This is a genomic window from Muricoccus roseus (assembly GCF_900141905.1).
Lineage (GTDB): Bacteria > Pseudomonadota > Alphaproteobacteria > Acetobacterales > Acetobacteraceae > Roseomonas > Roseomonas rosea.
In genome coordinates this window covers 81,098-97,256 of record NZ_FQZF01000019.1, presented here as the reverse complement: position 1 = coordinate 97,256, position 16,159 = coordinate 81,098, and the positions used below count along the sequence as shown (strand labels likewise).

The 16,159-nt window shown below is 71.0% G+C and carries 15 protein-coding genes; 10 read left to right on the top strand and 5 right to left on the bottom strand.

Annotation, left to right across the window (positions count from 1 at the left end; all coding sequences use genetic code 11):
• Positions 1–137 precede the first annotated feature (137 nt).
• Positions 138–659 (top strand): VOC family protein, encoded by a 522-nt coding sequence (locus BUB97_RS16375; RefSeq protein WP_073136644.1) that lies wholly within the window; start codon positions 138–140, stop codon positions 657–659.
• A 53-nt stretch (positions 660–712) separates the two neighbouring features.
• Here BUB97_RS16375 and BUB97_RS16370 read toward each other — a convergent pair whose 3' ends face one another.
• A complete protein-coding gene (locus BUB97_RS16370; protein WP_073136642.1) occupies positions 713–1,909 on the bottom strand; it encodes a Zn-dependent hydrolase in 1,197 nt (398 codons plus the stop codon).
• A gap of 83 nt (positions 1,910–1,992) precedes the next feature.
• Positions 1,993–3,231: a calcium-binding protein gene (locus BUB97_RS16365; protein ID WP_073136640.1), complete on the bottom strand. Its 1,239-nt coding sequence runs from the start codon at positions 3,229–3,231 to the stop codon at positions 1,993–1,995.
• 182 nt (positions 3,232–3,413) lie between these two features.
• Between BUB97_RS16365 and queA the strand changes: the two genes are divergently transcribed.
• Genes queA through queG form a run of 4 tightly spaced genes read left to right on the top strand, consistent with a single transcriptional unit; the run spans position 3,414 to position 7,148 of the window.
• Positions 3,414–4,478, top strand: a complete 1,065-nt coding sequence (gene queA / locus BUB97_RS16360; RefSeq protein WP_073136638.1) for a tRNA preQ1(34) S-adenosylmethionine ribosyltransferase-isomerase QueA — start codon at positions 3,414–3,416, stop codon at positions 4,476–4,478.
• Complete coding sequence (tgt, locus tag BUB97_RS16355) at positions 4,475–5,629, top strand: tRNA guanosine(34) transglycosylase Tgt (RefSeq protein ID WP_073136636.1); 1,155 nt, start codon at positions 4,475–4,477, stop codon at positions 5,627–5,629. Before queA ends, tgt begins: the two co-directional genes overlap by 4 nt.
• Positions 5,626–6,087, top strand: coding sequence for a preQ(1) synthase (gene queF, locus BUB97_RS16350; protein WP_073136634.1), 462 nt, complete (start codon positions 5,626–5,628; stop codon positions 6,085–6,087). The genes tgt and queF overlap by 4 nt, the downstream gene beginning before the upstream one ends.
• Entirely contained in the window at positions 6,084–7,148 is a 1,065-nt protein-coding gene (gene queG, locus BUB97_RS16345) for a tRNA epoxyqueuosine(34) reductase QueG (RefSeq protein ID WP_073136632.1), read from the top strand. The genes queF and queG overlap by 4 nt, the downstream gene beginning before the upstream one ends.
• Here the strand turns inward: queG and BUB97_RS16340 are convergent.
• Positions 7,127–7,852 carry a GntR family transcriptional regulator gene (locus tag BUB97_RS16340; protein WP_073136686.1) on the bottom strand — a complete coding sequence of 242 codons (726 nt, stop codon included), beginning with the start codon at positions 7,850–7,852 and terminating at the stop codon, positions 7,127–7,129. The genes queG and BUB97_RS16340 overlap by 22 nt on opposite strands.
• Before the next feature lie 889 nt (positions 7,853–8,741).
• Between BUB97_RS16340 and BUB97_RS16330 the strand changes: the two genes are divergently transcribed.
• From BUB97_RS16330 to BUB97_RS16315, 4 genes are all read left to right on the top strand, one after another.
• Positions 8,742–9,416 (top strand): transglycosylase SLT domain-containing protein, encoded by a 675-nt coding sequence (locus tag BUB97_RS16330; protein ID WP_086062260.1) that lies wholly within the window; start codon positions 8,742–8,744, stop codon positions 9,414–9,416.
• A gap of 73 nt (positions 9,417–9,489) precedes the next feature.
• Positions 9,490–10,530, top strand: a complete 1,041-nt coding sequence (locus tag BUB97_RS16325; protein WP_217659691.1) for a ligase-associated DNA damage response exonuclease — start codon at positions 9,490–9,492, stop codon at positions 10,528–10,530.
• The gene (locus BUB97_RS16320) at positions 10,527–12,149 is read left to right on the top strand and encodes a cisplatin damage response ATP-dependent DNA ligase (protein ID WP_073136626.1); all 1,623 of its coding nucleotides are present in this window, start codon (positions 10,527–10,529) and stop codon (positions 12,147–12,149) included. Before BUB97_RS16325 ends, BUB97_RS16320 begins: the two co-directional genes overlap by 4 nt.
• Positions 12,146–12,703, top strand: a complete 558-nt coding sequence (locus tag BUB97_RS16315) for a hypothetical protein (RefSeq protein ID WP_073136624.1) — start codon at positions 12,146–12,148, stop codon at positions 12,701–12,703. Before BUB97_RS16320 ends, BUB97_RS16315 begins: the two co-directional genes overlap by 4 nt.
• A gap of 1 nt (position 12,704) precedes the next feature.
• Here the strand turns inward: BUB97_RS16315 and BUB97_RS16310 are convergent, their stop codons facing one another.
• Together BUB97_RS16310 and BUB97_RS16305 are read right to left on the bottom strand one after the other, a co-directional pair.
• Positions 12,705–13,871 (bottom strand): aminotransferase, encoded by a 1,167-nt coding sequence (locus BUB97_RS16310; RefSeq protein WP_073136622.1) that lies wholly within the window; start codon positions 13,869–13,871, stop codon positions 12,705–12,707.
• 163 nt (positions 13,872–14,034) lie between these two features.
• Entirely contained in the window at positions 14,035–14,289 is a 255-nt protein-coding gene (locus BUB97_RS16305; protein ID WP_073136620.1) for a hypothetical protein, read from the bottom strand.
• A 260-nt stretch (positions 14,290–14,549) separates the two neighbouring features.
• On the opposite strand from BUB97_RS16305, the gene BUB97_RS16300 reads away from it, so the two are divergent.
• Positions 14,550–16,157, top strand: coding sequence for an ABC transporter substrate-binding protein (locus BUB97_RS16300; protein WP_086062259.1), 1,608 nt, complete (start codon positions 14,550–14,552; stop codon positions 16,155–16,157).
• The last annotated feature ends 2 nt before the right edge of the window (positions 16,158–16,159 follow it).

Below are 16,159 nucleotides of genomic sequence, written 5' to 3'. Positions count from 1 at the left end.
CCGGGCTGAGGGTGCCGCCATGAACGCGGCTGCCACCCGCCCCGTTGCCCGATCAGCCGCATCCATGCCGCCCATTCGCCAGGGCGATTGGATACCTGGCCGGGGCGGGACCAGATTGGGGGCGGAAGGATCACCCCATGCCCGACACCCACCCCGCGCCCCTCCCCCAGCCCGTGACCGCGCCCGTGACCGCGCCCGCCGGGCTGCGCATCGGCCACACCCATCTGAAGGTGTCGGATCTCGACCGCGCCCTCGCCTTCTGGCGGGACGTGATCGGGCTGGAGGAAACGGCCCGCTATCCCGGCGCCGTCTTCCTCTCCGCCGGCGGCTACCACCACCACATCGCGCTCAACACCTGGGACAGCGCGGGCGGCCCTCCCCCGCCGCGCGGCACCACGGGGCTGTTCCATGTCGCCCTGCTCTACCCCGACCGCGCCTCCCTCGCCCGCGCGGTGAAGGCGGTGCTCGCGGCCGGCATCAAGCTGGACGGCGCCTCCGACCACGGCGTCTCCGAGGCCATCTACCTGCACGACCCCGACCATAACGGGGTGGAACTCTATGTGGACCGCCCGCCGGAAGCCTGGCCCCGCAACGCCGACGGCTCGCTGGCCATGTTCACGCGCCGCCTGGACCTCGCGGGCCTGCTCGCGGAGGGATAGCGGCCCGGGGACGGGGCGCCCGGAGGCAGCCCCCTTCCTCCGGGCCCGCCGCCCTAGCCCTCCAGAACGCGCCGCGCCCCTTCCGCCAACACCCGCATCCCCATCGCCAGGTCCTCGTCCTTCGTATCCTCGGTCCAGTGATGGCTGATCCCGTTGATCGAGGGCACGAAGAGCATCGCCGCCGGCATCACCCGCGCCAGGTACTGCGCGTCATGCCCCGCGCCGGAGGGCATGCGCTGCCACTTGCCCGGCGCCAGCGCCTCCGCCGCATCCGCCAGCGCATCCTGCAGCGCGGGGTCGCTCACGGCGGGGGTGGAGAGGGACATGGCCTCCAGCGTGGCGGTGCAGCGCTCCCGCCGGTTGCTCTCGGCCACGCAGCGCCGCAGCACCACCTCCAGCCGCCGCAGCACCTCGATATCCACGTCGCGGTACTGGAAGAGGATCTCGGCGCGGCCCGGAATGATGGAAGGCGCGCCAGGGCTCAGCGCGATCCGCCCGGCAGTCCACACCGTGCGTTCGGCGCAGTGGCGCGGGAATTCCTCGTCGATCATCGCCAGCAGCCGCACCGCCGCCATGCCGGCATCGCGCCGCTCGGCCATGGTGGTGGTGCCGGCGTGGTTCTGCTGCCCCTCGATCGTGATCTTCCACTGCCAGATCGCCACGATGCCCGTCACCACGCCGATCTGCAGCCCCTGGCCCTCGAGCTGCCGCCCCTGCTCGATATGCATCTCCAGGAAGGCCTTGTAGCGCCCGGGCTCCACCCCGAAGCGCGGCCGCCCCTCCAGCCCCGCCTCGCGCAGCGCCTCGCGCAGCGGCTTGCCATGGTACTTGTTGGCCAGCGCGTCGATTTCGGACTCCTCCAGGATGCCCGTGAAGGAGCGGCTGCCGATGAAGCTGCCATAATGCCCCTCCTCATCCGAGAAGACGGCGACATCCACCGGCAGGCCGGAGGCGGCGAGATGCAGCGCCGCGACGCAGCCCAGCGCCCCGTCCAGCCACCCCGCCTCGTTCTGGCTCTCCAGATGGCTGCCGGCCAGCAGATGCGGCCCGGGCTTCGGGCTGCGCCCGAGGATGTTGCCGATCCCGTCGATCTCGGCCTGCAGCCCCTCCTCCCGCAGGCGGGAGACGAACCAGTGCCGCGCCTCCATGTCCTGGGGCGAGAAGGTCGGGCGGTGCACCCCGGTCTTGAAGGCGCCGAAGCGCCGCAGCGTCTTCAGATCCGCGAGGAAGCGATCCGTGTTCACCGGCATGCCCGCCGTCCATTCCCCAAAGTTGCAGGAAGGGGTGTAGAGCGGATCACGCCACCGCGAAATCGCCGCCCGGCATCGCGCGGCTAGAACAGCCAGTCCGAGGCCGGCGCCTCCACCCCGTCCACCAGCACCTGCACCGCCTCGAAGCCCGAGATGGCGACGCCGAGCCATTCATCCACAAGGGCCAGCGCCTCGCCGGGCCCGGAGGCGACCCAGCGCGCGAGCGCGGCCGCCGACTCGCGGTTCGCGGCATCGCCCCAGAAGCCCGCATCGAACTCCAGTTGCAGCACGTCCCTCCCTGCGCCGCCGACGAGGATGTCCGGCGCCATCTCCCGGTCCGCGAAGCGGTGCACCACGCGGTCGTCGCCCACCCCGCCCAGCACCGCATCCACCCCCGCGCCGCCGGAGAGGATGTCGTCTCCCGCCCCGCCCAGAAGCCGGTCCTGCCCGGCCTGGCCGAGGATGTAGTCCGCCCCGTCGCCGCCCTCGCCAAGGTCGTCGCCATCGCCCAGCAGGATGAAGTCGTCCCCTGCTCCGCCTTCCACCGAGTCCGCGCCCCCGCCCGAGGCGATCAGGTCGTCGCCATCGCCGCCCAGGATGGTGTCGTCCCCGCTGCCGGCGCCGATCAGGTCCAGCCCCGCGCCGCCCTCGACACGGTTGCGGCCATCTCCGGCCTGGATCAGGTCGTTCCCCTCCCCGCCGAGGATGGTGTCATCCCCCGCCCCCGCGGTGATGTCGTCCCGACCCCCGCCGCCGAGCAGGCGGTCCGCGCCGCCGCCACCGAAGATCGTGTCCCCGGCCTCGCCACCCGCCAGCGTCTCGCTCGCTGCCCCGCCCCGCAGGTTCAGCGGCACCGGCGGGGCAGTCGGCACAGGCGCGGGGTCGGCCACGGGCGGGATGACGGTGGGCGCGAGGGGCTCCGGCGCCGCCACCTCCGGGGTCCCGTCCTCCGGGGTCGCCGCCTCGACAAGCGCGGGCACAGGCGCCGTCTCGACGGGCGACTCCGGCGCGGACGGGTGGTCCGGCGCAGCACCGACCACAGCGTCCAATACGGGTACGGGGGGCGCGGCATCCCCTCCCCGCACCAGCTCGCCATGCGCCGGCCCGGCCGAGACCAGCCCGGGCACCAGGGGCAACGGCGCGTCGTTCAGCGCATCCGGCGCAGGCCCGGAAGCCCCACCCGGTGCTGGCACGAGCACCGGGTGGGGCGCCGCCATGGGGACGAACAGGCCCGACCAGTCGAAGGCCATCGCCGCCGCATGCAGCTCATCCAGCGCGGAAGCGTCCAACCCGGCCCGGAGAGGGAAGAAACCGTTGCGCACGAATCGTTCACCATTCGCTAACGATCTCTTTTCTGAGACGTTACCGCCGCGCCTTCAACATCATTCTTCATTAACTATTTTGACCTTCCCGTGAGAGATGGCGGGCCCATGCGGCCCCGCCGCGCTTGCCCCGAGCCCCGGGAAGGGCTACCCGCCCCCGCCCCCGGAATCGGCCCGAACCCTTGCCCCGCCCCCTCTCCACCAACGACTTCGCCTTCGACCTCCCCGAGGCGCTGATCGCCCAGTCCCCCGCCCGCCCCCGGGATTCCGCGCGCCTGCTGCGCATCGCGGAGGACCGGCAGGACCTGACCATCCGCGCCTTGCCGGACCTGCTCCGCCCCGGGGACCTGATGGTGGTGAACGACACCCGCGTGATCCCCGCCCGCCTGCGCGCCCGGCGTGGCGAGGCGAAAATCGAGATCATGCTGAACCGCCAGGAAGCGGACGGCACCTGGCACGCCCTGGTCCGCAACGCGCGAAAGCTGCGCGCCGGCGACATCCTCTCCGTCGAAGGCGCCTCCGAGCTCGCCCCCCGCGTGGTGGAGAACCCGGAGGGCGGCGCCGTCCGCCTCGATTTCGGCCCGGACCAGGCGGCGCTGGCCGCCGCGCTGGAAAGGGCGGGCGAAATCCCCCTACCCCCCTATATCGCCCGCCCCGAAGGCCCCAGGCCCGAGGACCGCGAGGACTACCAGCCCATCTTCGCCCGTATCCCCGGCGCGGTCGCGGCACCCACCGCCAGCCTGCACTTCACCCCGGAACTGCTGGCCGCGCTGGAGGCCCGCGGCGTCGCCCGCACCACCCTAACCCTGCATGTCGGCGCCGGCACCTTCCTGCCCCTGCGCGGCGAGGACCCGCGCGCCCAGCGCCTGCACGCCGAATGGGGCGAGGTGACGGAGGAGGCGGCGGCGGACATCAACGAGACCCGCGCACGCGGCGGCCGCGTCGTCGCCATCGGCACCACCGCGCTCCGCCTCCTGGAAACCGCGACGGGGGAGGACAACACCACCCGTCCCTTCCGGGACCTGACCGACATCTTCCTCCTGCCCGGCCACCGCTTCCACGGCGCCGACCTCCTCCTCACCAACTTCCACCTGCCGAAAAGCACCCTCTTCATGCTCGTCTGCGCCTTCGGCGGCACCGACCGGATGCGCGCGGCCTATGCCCACGCCGTCGCGGCCGGCTACCGCTTCTACTCCTACGGCGATGCCTGCCTGATCGATCGCGACGACGGGGAGGCAGGGGCATGAACGGCCCGCTGAACTTCACCCTTCAGGCGAAGGACGGCGCCGCCCGCGCCGGCACGCTGCACACGGCCCATGGGGAGGTGCAGACCCCCGTCTTCATGCCCGTCGGCACCGCCGGCACGGTGAAGGCGATGACAGCCGATGCCGTGCGCTCCACCGGCGCGCGCATGGTGCTGGGCAACACCTACCACCTCATGCTCCGCCCGGGCGCCGAGCGCGTCGGCCGCCTCGGCGGGCTGCACAGGCTGATGGACTGGCACGGCCCCATCCTGACGGATTCCGGTGGATTCCAGGTCATGTCGCTGGCCGGGCTGCGGAAGATGGATGCGGATGGCGTCACCTTCCAATCCCACATCGACGGCAGCAAACACCGCCTCACGCCCGAGCGCAGCATCGAGATCCAGCACCTGCTCGATGCCGACGTGACCATGTGCTTCGACGAATGCACGCCCTTCCCGGCGACGCATGAGGTCGCGGCGAAGAGCATGCGCCTCTCGATGAAATGGGCCGCCCGCTCGCGCGAGGCCTTCACGCCGCGTCCGGGCTACGGCCTCTTCGGCATCCAGCAGGGCAGCATCTTCGAGGACCTGCGCGCCGAAAGCGCGAAGGCCCTGACGGAGATCGGCTTCGAGGGCTACGCCATCGGTGGCCTCGCGGTGGGCGAGGGCCAGGCGGAGATGTTCCGCACCCTCGACTTCTCCGTCCCCATGCTGCCGCAGGACAAGCCGCGCTACCTCATGGGCGTCGGCACACCCTCCGACATCATCGGCGCCGTCGGGCGCGGCGTGGACATGTTCGACTGCGTGATCCCCACGCGCTCCGGCCGCACCGGGCGCGCCTATACCAGCCGCGGCGTGCTGAACATGCGCAACGCGCGCCACGCCGACGATGCGTCCACGCTGGACCCGGAATGCGATTGCCCCGCCTGCACCCGGCATTCGCGCGCCTATATCCAGCACCTCATCCGCGCCGAGGAAATGCTCGGCCCGATGCTGCTGACCTGGCACAACATCCGCTATTATCAGACCCTCACGGCACGCCTCCGCGCCGCCATCCTCGAGGGTCGCTTCGAGGCCGAGGCCGCCGCGATCATGGCGAAGTGGGAAACCACCCCGCCACCCGAGCCGCCCTCGCCGGAGGAGACGACATCATGAGCCACGACGTTTCCGGCCTGACCATGCTCGGCCGCAGCACCGCCCAGCCCAACAGCCCGGAAGAGGCGGTGCTGGAGCGCGTCCCCAACCCGCATCCCGGCACGCACTACGTCGCCCGCTTCACCGCGCCCGAATTCACCAGCCTCTGCCCCATTACGGCGCAACCCGATTTCGCGCATCTGGTGATCGACTACATCCCGGGCGAATGGCTGGTGGAGAGCAAGAGCCTGAAGCTCTACCTCACCTCCTTCCGCAACCACGGCGCCTTCCACGAGGCCTGCACCATCGACATCGCCAAGCGCCTCGTGGAGCTGCTGGAACCGGCCTGGCTCCGCATCGGCGGCTACTGGTACCCGCGCGGCGGCATCCCCATCGACGTCTTCTGGCAGACCGGCGCCCCGCCCGCCGGCGCATGGATCCCCGACCAGGGCGTCCCGCCCTATCGCGGCCGCGGATGACGGAAGGGGCGCGCGCCGCCATCCGCGACGAAGCCCTGCGCCTGGGCTTCGACGCGGTTGGCTTCGCGCGCGCCGATCTTGGCCCGGAGGTCCGCGACCGCCTCGCGGACTTCCTGGCCCAGGGCCTCCATGGCGAGATGGGCTGGATGGAAACCCGCGCCGAACAGCGCGCCCATCCCCAGGCCCTCTGGCCCGAAGCCCTCTCGGTCATCTCCCTCGGCCTCTCCTACGCGCCCGAGGACGACCCGCTCTCCTACCTGCAAATGCCCGATCGCGGCACGATCAGCGTCTATGCGCGCCACCGGGACTACCACGACCTCGTCAAATCCCGCCTGAAGGCCCTGGCCCGCTGGATGGTCGCGCGCTTCGCCGGCTCCCAGGCCGAAGCACCGGGCGTGAAGGTCTTCGTGGACACCGCCCCGGTCTCGGAAAAGCCCCTCGCGCAACAGGCAGGGCTCGGCTGGCAGGGCAAGCACACCAACCTCGTCTCGCGCTCCCACGGCTCCTGGCTCTTCCTCGGCGAGGTCTACACCACCCTCGCCCTCGAACCCGACGCGCCCCATGCGGACCGCTGCGGCTCCTGCACCCGCTGCCAGACCGCCTGCCCCACCGACGCCTTCCCCGCCCCCTACCAGCTCGACCCGCGCCGCTGCGTCTCCTACCTCACCATCGAGCACCGTGGCCCCATCCCGGAAGACCTGCGCCCGCGCCTGGGCAACCGCATCTATGGCTGCGACGACTGCCTCGCCGTCTGCCCCTGGAACCGCTTCGCCACCCCCACCACCATCCCCGGCCTGATCGCGCGGGAAGACCTGGTGGCACCGCGCCTCGCCGAACTCGCAGAACTCGACGACGCCGCCTTCCGCGCCCACTTCTCCGGCTCCCCCATCAAGCGCATCGGCCGCAACCGCTTCGTCCGGAACGTGCTGAACGCCATCGGCAATTCCGGCGACCCCAACCTCCTACCCGTCGCGCTTCGCCTGCGGGACGACGAAGACCCGGTGGTGGCCGACAGCGCCCGCTGGGCCGCCTCTCGCCTTCAGGCGATCTCCACGGCGTAGCGATGCGCCCGCGTATCCAGCCGGGACACGCGCAGCTCCACCACCCGCCCCGCCGCATCGAAGGTCACGCGCTCGATCAGAAGCAGCGGCGTGCCCACCGGGCAGTTCAGCACCGCCGCATCCGCCTCCGTCGCCGCCGTGGCCGAGAGATTCTCCTCGGACTTCACCACGATGATCCCATGCGCGTTGCGGTAGTGCACATAGATCTCGCTCGCCAGCTGCGCGGGCGCCAGCGGCAGCGAGAGCCCGGGGAAGAGCGCCGCCGGAAGGGTGATCCGCTCCGCGATCCGCGGCTCGCCCTCGAAGATCCGGCTCCGGTCGATCCGGTGCACGGCCTCGCCCTGCCTTAACCGCAGCCGAGCCGCCTCCTCCTCGCTCGCGGGGCCGGTGGAGACGCCGGTGATGAAGGTGTCCGGCTCCACCGGCCGCCCGGCCAGGTTCCGCACGCGGAAGAACTGCCCCAGCGCCTGCTCACTGGTCTGCTGCGTGACATAGGTGCCCCGCCCCTGCCGGCGCTCGATGAGGTGGCGCTGTTCCAGCCGCGCCAGCGCGCGGCGCAGCGTTCCTGCCGAGACGCCGAGCTCGGCGGCCAGCTCCGGTTCGGCGGGAAGGGCCTGGCCCGACTTCCAGTCGCCCGAGACGATCCGGTCATTCAGGATCGCCTCGACCTGCACGTAGAGGGGTCGGGCGTCGGGGCGACGCATCTCGTTCAAGGGGCGCTTCTACGGTTGGAGGGATCCATCCAACTCTACCATCCCGGGGCACCGCAGCGCGAGAGCGGGCCGGCGCAGCCCCCCGACTCCATCCCTGATAACGGTTTCGCGAGCATGAACGGCAGCCGGCAAAGCGTCTTGTGTCTTATACAAGACTATGCGAGACGAGTTCTGCCGCCGTCAAAGACGGGCCGGGTTTGGGGAAGGAAACGAGGAGACGGCGCTGTGCCGCGTGGTTCCCGGGGTGCCCAGGCATCCTGAACCGGCGGACGGCGTCGTCATCCCATATCCGCCTTCCCGCGCCGACATCTCCGCTTCCGGCTTGGCGCGAAATCAGCAGCTTGCGCGAATCCGCCCCTCGACGGCTCGGCCGGCCGCGTTCGCGCACCCGCGCTCCGGCACCCACCACCCCACCCGGCACTCCATGCCCGCACGTGCCCACCCGCGCGAGCCCCCACGCGGCCGCCTTGCGCGGGCACTCGCCTAATACTGTATTCGCAAGTCAAACTCCGCCGCGTCGCGCCTCTCCTTAAGTATAAACTTCATGATTTATACTTGAGGCCGTGCATCAGGCGAAACGTCAACCGCAGATTGTGGCGGCACCGGGGCGGAAACCTTCGTTTCGTCGTCGCGTTTTTACCCCCGCGACCAACCCCGCGGCATTTTGGGTTGCGCTGACCTGCGCCTTGCTGGTAGCGGTTTCTACATGACGTCCGCGCCCCGACTGTCGGCCCCCCCCGGCCGGCTGCCCAACGCGGCGTTCCCGTGCGCGATGCCGCGGAGCGCCCCTCCGACCCGAGCCGGAAGCCCGACCCGACGACGCCAGAGCCGCGTCGCCAGGGCCGCGCTCGCCTCGACCCTCGTGATCAGCCTCGGCTTCATGGCCGCCGGCTGCGCCACGGCGGATGAGCCCGAACTCGCTTCCCAGCCCAATCCTTCCCCGGCCCAGCTGCCGCAGAACATCCGCCCGGTCTCGCTGGTGTCCCCCGGCACCACCATCCGGGCCCGTCCCGCCGTCCTCCGCCGCACCGATCTCGACAGCCCGCGCGCCGCCTGCCTCGATGCCGTCCGCCAGGCGGAACTGGCTCACAACATCCCCGAAGGCCTGATGGTCGCCATCTCGCTGGCGGAATCCGGCCTGCACGCCCATGCCATGAACATCGGCGGCCGCGCCTACTACCCCGACACGCCGGAGGAGGCCCGCCGCATCTACCGCGCCGCCCCGGCCCGGTCCTACGTCATGGCCGGCTGCGTGCAGGTGAACGCCCGCGTCCATGCCCGCAACTCCGACTGGCCGCTGGACCCCTGGCGCTCGGCCGACTGGGGTGCCGGCTACCTCCGCCAGCACTACGAGACCTACGGCAACTGGGCGGATGCCATCCGCCGCTGGAACGGCGCAGGCAACGACAAGCTCGCCTGCCGCGTCCAGGCGAAGCTGCAGGTCACCAACCCGGACAGCGACGTGCTGGACAACGTCCGCTGCGGCAACACCGCCATCGCGCGGGAACGCCGGAATGGCGCCGCCCTGCTCGAGATCGCCGAGGCGGCGGAGTAGAAGCCTGCTTGAAGCGGGGCGGCCCGGCCCAATCTAGGGCTTTCCCATGCCCGCCCCGCATCCCGAAACCTGGATGAAGGTCACCCCCCTCGGCCTCTATTGCGAGCCGGGGGGTTTCTATGTGGACCCCTCCCGCGCGGTGGACCGCGCCGTGGTCAGCCACGGCCATGCCGACCACGCCCGCCCCGGCCATGCCGCCGTCCTCGCCACGCCGGAAACGTTGGCCATCATGCGCGCCCGCTTCGGCGAGGACCGGGCCGGCGACCAGCAGCAGCCCCTGGCCTATGGCGAATCCATCACCCGCAACGGCGTCCGCATCACCCTCCACCCCGCCGGCCACGTCCTCGGCTCCGCCCAGGTCGCGCTGGAATGGCAGGGCAGCCGGATCGTCGTCTCGGGCGACTACAAGCGCCGGCGCGACCCGACCTGCGCGGGCTTCGTGCCGGTGGAATGCGACGTCTTCGTCACCGAAGCCACCTTCGCCCTCCCCGTCTTCCGCCACCCGCCGGATTCGCACGAGATCCGCCGCCTGCTCGACAGCGTCGCCCTCTTCCCCGAACGCGCGCATGTCGTCGGCGCCTATGCCCTGGGAAAGACCCAGCGGATCATCGCCCTGCTGCGCGAGGCCGGCTGGGACCGCCCCGTCCATCTCCACGGCGCGGTGGAAAAGCTCTGCACGCTCTACGAATCGCTCGGCGTCCCGCTCGGGGATCTCCGCCCCGTGCCCAAGGGCCTGAAGCGCGGCCACCCGCCCATCCTCGCCGGGGAGATCGTCATCGCGCCCCCCTCCGCCGAGGCCACACCCTGGGCCCGCCGCCTGGCGGATCCCGTCACCTGCGCCGCCTCGGGCTGGATGACCGTCCGCCAGCGCGCCAAGCTGCGTGGCGTCGAACTCCCCCTCATCGTCTCCGACCACGCCGACTGGGACGAGCTGCTGCAAACCATCGACGATGTCCGGGCGCCCGAGGTCTGGGTCACCCATGGCCGCGACGACGCCCTCGTCCACGCCCTCTCCCTCAAGGGCATCCGCGGCCGCGCGCTCCATCTCGTCGGGCGGGACGAGGAGGAGGACGAGGGCGCGCCCGAGCCCGCGGCGGAAGAGGCCGCCCCGTGAGCGTCCAGGCCTTCGCCGACCTGCTGGAACGCCTCGTCTTCACCCCCGGCCGCAACGCAAAGGTGGCGCTCATCCGCCGCTGGTTCGCCGAGCAGCCCGACCCCGAGCGCGGCGTCGGCCTCGCCGCGCTGACAGGCGAGCTCGCCTTCACCGCCGCCAAGCCCGCCATCATCCGCGACCTCGTCGCCAGCCGCGTCGATCCCACGCTCCTCGCGCTGTCGCATGACTATGTTGGCGACTTCGCCGAAACCGTCGCCCTCATCTGGCCCGAGCGCCAGGGCGTGAACGCGCCCCCGCCCACCCTGTCCGAAGTGGTCGAAAGCCTTGAACTCGCATCGCGCGCGGAGGTGCCCGCGCTGATGGAGGGCTGGCTCGACACGCTGGATGCCGGCGGCCGCCTCGCCCTCATCAAGCTCGTCACCGGCGGCCTGCGCGTCGGCGCTTCCGCACGGCTGGCGAAGACCGCGCTGGCCGAATGGTCCGGCCAGGAGATCGGCGAGATCGAGGAGGTGTGGCACGCCGTCGCCCCGCCCTATCTCCCGCTCTTCCACTGGCTCGAAGGCACCGGCCCACGCCCCGATGCCGCCGGCGCCCCCGTCTTCCGCCCGCTGATGCTCGCCCATCCGCTGGAGGCCGAGGCCGACATCGCCGCCATCGAGCACGCCCCGCAGGACTGGCGCGCCGAATGGAAATGGGACGGCATCCGCGTCCAGCTCACCGGCGCGCCCGGCGGCCGCCGCCTCTGGTCCCGCACGGGGGAGGACATCTCCGGCGCCTTCCCCGAGATCGCGGAGGCCATGGACTTCCGCGGCGTGCTGGATGGCGAGCTCCTCGTCATCCGCGACGGGCCCGACGGAAAGCAGGTCGCACCCTTCTCCGACCTGCAGCAGCGGCTGAACCGCAAGGTCATCGGCCCGAAGCTGATGCGCGACTACCCCGTCGCCGTGCGCCTCTACGACCTGCTGATCGACGGTGAGGAAGACCTCCGCCCGCTCCCCCTCACCGAACGCCGCGCCCGCCTCGAAGCCTGGTTCGCGCGCCACGCCCCCGCGCGCATGGACATCTCCGAGATGATCCCGTTCGAGAAGCTGGACCATCTCTCCGCGCTCCGCGACAGCGCGCGCGAGGCCTCCATCGAAGGGCTGATGATCAAGCGCGCCGACAGCGCCTATGTGCCGGGGCGGGTGAAGGGCCTGTGGTGGAAGTGGAAGCGCGCCCCGCTCTCGGTCGATGCCGTGCTGATGTACGCGCAGCGCGGCCACGGCAAGCGCAGCTCCTACTACAGCGACTACACCTTCGGCCTCTGGCGCACCAACGAGGACGGCATGCGCGAGCTCGTCCCCGTCGGCAAGGCCTATTCCGGCTTCACCGACCAGGAGCTGATCTTCCTGGACCGCTGGGTGCGCAACCACACCACCGGCCGCTTCGGCCCGGTGCGCGAGGTGGAGAAGAGCTTCGTGCTGGAGGTCATCTTCGACGCCGCGCAGCTCTCCACCCGTCACCGCTCCGGCGTCGCCATGCGCTTCCCGCGCATCGCCCGCCTCCGGCAGGACAAGCCGGCGGAGGAGGCGGACCTGCTCGAAACCCTCATGGCCATGGTGGAGAACAAGCCCCAGTGAGGATCCCGACGCCCCTCCCCGCCGCCATCCTCCTCGCCGCCCTCCTGGCCGCCACCCCGGCACGCGCCGAAACGCTCGCGCCCATCGACGAGCCCAGCCTCGCCGCCGCCGGCGCCCATCTCGCCACCACCCCGCAGCGCGCAGCCAGCATCCAGCGCGATGCCTCCTGGCTCCTCCTGCGCGGCCGCGAGCGCGTCGGTTCCCTCGTCGCGCTCCGCGGCCCCGTACCGGAACGCGCGAGCAGCCCGCGCCCCTGCCACCTGCTGCTGCTGCGCCCCGGCGCGCCGGCCGCGCTCCTGCCCACCATCGGCGAAGGCGAATGGGAGGCGGAGACCTGCCTCGGTCTCGAAGCCGTCGGGATGCTTCCGCCGGACGGCGCCACGCCGCGCATCGGCCTGATCTACCGCGCCGCTTCGCCGAATGCCGAGCCGCGCGAGCCGATCGTGCTCCGCCTGGACCCCGCCGCGCCGCGCATCGACATCGAGGCCTCGCGCCGCGCGTCCGAAGCCGGCGCCACCACCATCCCGGCGATGCGCCGCATCCCCGCGCGCTAGGCTAGGGCGTCGCCGCCCGCAGCCGCTCCTCCATCACCGCGATCCCCGCCAGATCCACATTGGCGAAGGCGATCCGCAGATGCGCGTCCTCCCCCGCGAAGGCGGGGCCCGGCAGGCACATCACCCCGTGCCGGTTCACCAGCTCCTCCACCACGTCCCAGGCCGTGCGCCCGGCGAAGGGATGCCGCACATAGGCGAAATAGGCGCCCGAAGCCTCCAGCCGCCATCCGGGCAGGCGCGAGAAGACGGCGCGCACCGCCTCCACCCGCTCCCCCATCTCCGCCCGCTTCTCCGCCCGCCAGCCGTCCAGGTTCGGCAGCCCCCAGGTCAGCGCCGCCTGCCCGACGCGCCCGGCGCAGATCTGCACGGAATCCACCACCTTCCCGATCTCCGGCATCGCCGAGGCCGGTGCGCCCAGCGCGCCCAGCCGGTAGCCGGGAACCGCGAAGGACTTCGAGAAACTGTAGAGCTGCACGAGGTTCTCCGGCCACGCATCGCCAGCCAGAAGATCATGCGCGCGTGCCTGCCCCGCCGGCAGGAAGTCGCGATAGGTCTCGTCCAGCACCAGCCAGACCCCGCGGTCCCGGCACAGCGCATGGAAGCGCGCGATCACCTCCGGCGGATAGATCGCGCCGGTCGGGTTGTTCGGCGTCACCAGCACGATCGCCCGCACGCGCTCGTCGATCAGCGCCGCCGCATCCTCTACATCCGGCACGAAGCCCTGCTGCGCGCGGCATGGCAGCGCCCGCGCCTCGATACCGAGCATGTTCAGCGTCATCTGGTGGTTGAAGTACCAGGGCGTCGGCAGCATCACCGCATCGCCCCGCTGCGCCAGCGCCATCATCGCGATGAAGAAGGCCATGTTGCAGCCCGAGGTGATCGCGACCTCCGCCGCAGTCCGCCGCCCGCCATATACCGCCGAAAGCTGCGCCGCATAAGCCTCGCGCAGCGCCACATCGCCCATGATCGGCCCATAGCCGGCACTGCGCGGATCCGCGGCCGCCTCCGCCAGCCGCGCCAGCATCCCCGGCGGGGGCGCATGGGACGGCACGGCCTGGCACAGGTTCAGCAAGGGCCCCGCCGCGCCGCCATACCGCGCGCCCCAGCCCTGGATCTCCGGGATCGGCGGGCTGCCCGTGTCGAGAAGAAGCGGATTGATCGGCGGCATCGTCGGCTCCTGTCGGGCAGCACGTCGCGCGCGTGATAAGCCAAGCGCCCGCCGGCGGCACCCCCCTTAGGACGTCGCCGGGTGGGTCGCGGCTTCCCGCGCCGCGGGCCAGCATGCCCGGGAGGGCGAGACGCGGCCAGGACCGCGCCCCCCGCCGCCGCGATCAGTCGATCAGCATGCCCACGGCGGCAAGGCGCCGCTTGATCTCCGCCAGATCGCCTTCGTATTCCCAGGTCTGCACCGTATCGTGCGGCGTCTCGATGAAGATGTAGTCCTCCGTCACGGAGAGGATGCGCTCGATCTTGATGACCTTCTCCACGAAGTCGGAGGCCGGCATCTTGTCCACGATCAGCGTGCGGTTCTCGTCATAGCCGTGGAACACGCGATCCGGGCGGATGCGAATGGAGATGTACTTCACGCCGTCTGCTCCCTTTGGGCGGGCGGCAGGTTCCCCGCCGGAATCCGCGTCTCCTGCTCCCGAACATCGGCCCCGGCACCACGGGCGCGCATCCGCACCAAGGGCTCCGTCGCCCTGCGCGCGACCGATATTCACGAGAGCGAATCTGTTCTTGCACTTTGCGACCACGCGGTAAATAGTCACGGAACGCAGGCCGCGGACACGCATGTCCGGCACCTGCCGCAGCGGGCCGGGCCGCACCATCCCTCAGGAGGGCAGACATGCTTCGTCGTCAGTTGCTGGGCTCGCTCCCCCTTCTCGGGGCCGGGGTCGCCGGTCTCGCACATCCCTCCGCAGCACGCGCGCAGGCCGCGCGCGGCAACACGCTCGTCGTCGTCACCACGCCCGAGCCCACGGTACTGACGAACGCGATCAACTCCGCGCCCTCCGTCGCGGAGCTGGGCACGAAGATCTATGACGGCCTGCTCGAATACGACATGCAGATGCAGCCGCAGCCCTCGCTCGCGGAATCCTGGGAGGTTTCGGGAGACGGCAAGTCCGTCACCTTCAAGCTGCGCCGCGGCGTCACCTGGCATGACGGCAAGCCGTTCACCAGCGCGGATGTCGCGTTCTCCCTGCTGGAGGTGGTGAAGAAGTTCCACCCGCGCGGCCCGGGCAATCTCGGCCCGCTGGAGGCGGTGGACACGCCGGACGAGCACACCGCGATCCTGCGCCTCGCCCATCCCTATCCGCCGATGATGAAGGGCCTCTCCAGCCTCGAATCCCCGATCGTCGCGAAGCACCTCTATGAGGGCACGGACATCCGGAACAACCCGGCGAACAACCGCCCCATCGGCACCGGGCCGTTCAAATTCACCGAGTGGAACCGCGGCGCCTCCATCGTTCTCGAGAAGAACCCGAACTACTGGCGCCCCGGCCGTCCGTATCTAGACCGGCTGATCTTCCGCTTCATCAACGACCCCGCCACCCGCGCCGCCGCGCTCGAGAGCGGCGAGGTGGACGTGGCCTTCTTTGGCACCATCACCCCCGCCGAGATGCGCCGCCTGGCAGGGCTCCCGAACATCGAGATCGCCCAGGGTGGCTATGAGGCGCTGGCGCCCGTGATGCTGCTGGAGCTGAACACGAAGAAGAAGCCGCTGGACGACCGGCGCGTGCGCCAGGCGCTGGCCTATGCGATCGACCGCAAGTTCATCGCCGAGAATGTGTGGTACGGCTTCGGCAAGCCGGCGGTGGGGCCCATCTCCTCCGTCTACTCCGGCTCGGGCCTCTACACCGACCAGGTGCTGCGCTTCGACGTGCCGGACCGCGTGGCCCGCGCCAACGCCCTGCTGGACGAAGCCGGCTACAAGCGCGGCGCCGGCGGCATCCGCTTCGAGCTGACCCAGGATGTCGGCCCCTATGGCGACGACTACCGCCGCATGGGCGAGTACATGCGCCAGGCCTACAACCGCATCGGCGTGCGGCTGAACCTGCGCACGGTGGACCAGGCCACCTATGTCCGCCGCGTCTACACCGACTACGACTTCGACATGACCTCGGGCTGGTATGTCGGCATGGGCGATCCCACGCTGGGCGTGCAGCGCCAGTTCGTGACCAGCAACATCCGCCAGGGCATCCCCTTCAACAACGTCGCCCAGTACAGCGATCCGGAGAACGACCGGCTCTGGGCCCAGGCGGCGGTGGAAACGGACGCAGCCAAGCGGGCGGAGCTGTTCCACGCCATCCAGCGCAAGCTGGTGGAGGACAGCCCGATCATCTGGATCATGGAGATGGAGCTCGTCGCGCTGCAGAACAAGCGCGTGAAGAACCTCATCACATCAGGCCTCGGCGTGCGCGGCGGCCTGTACGAAACGCGGATCGAGGGCTGATC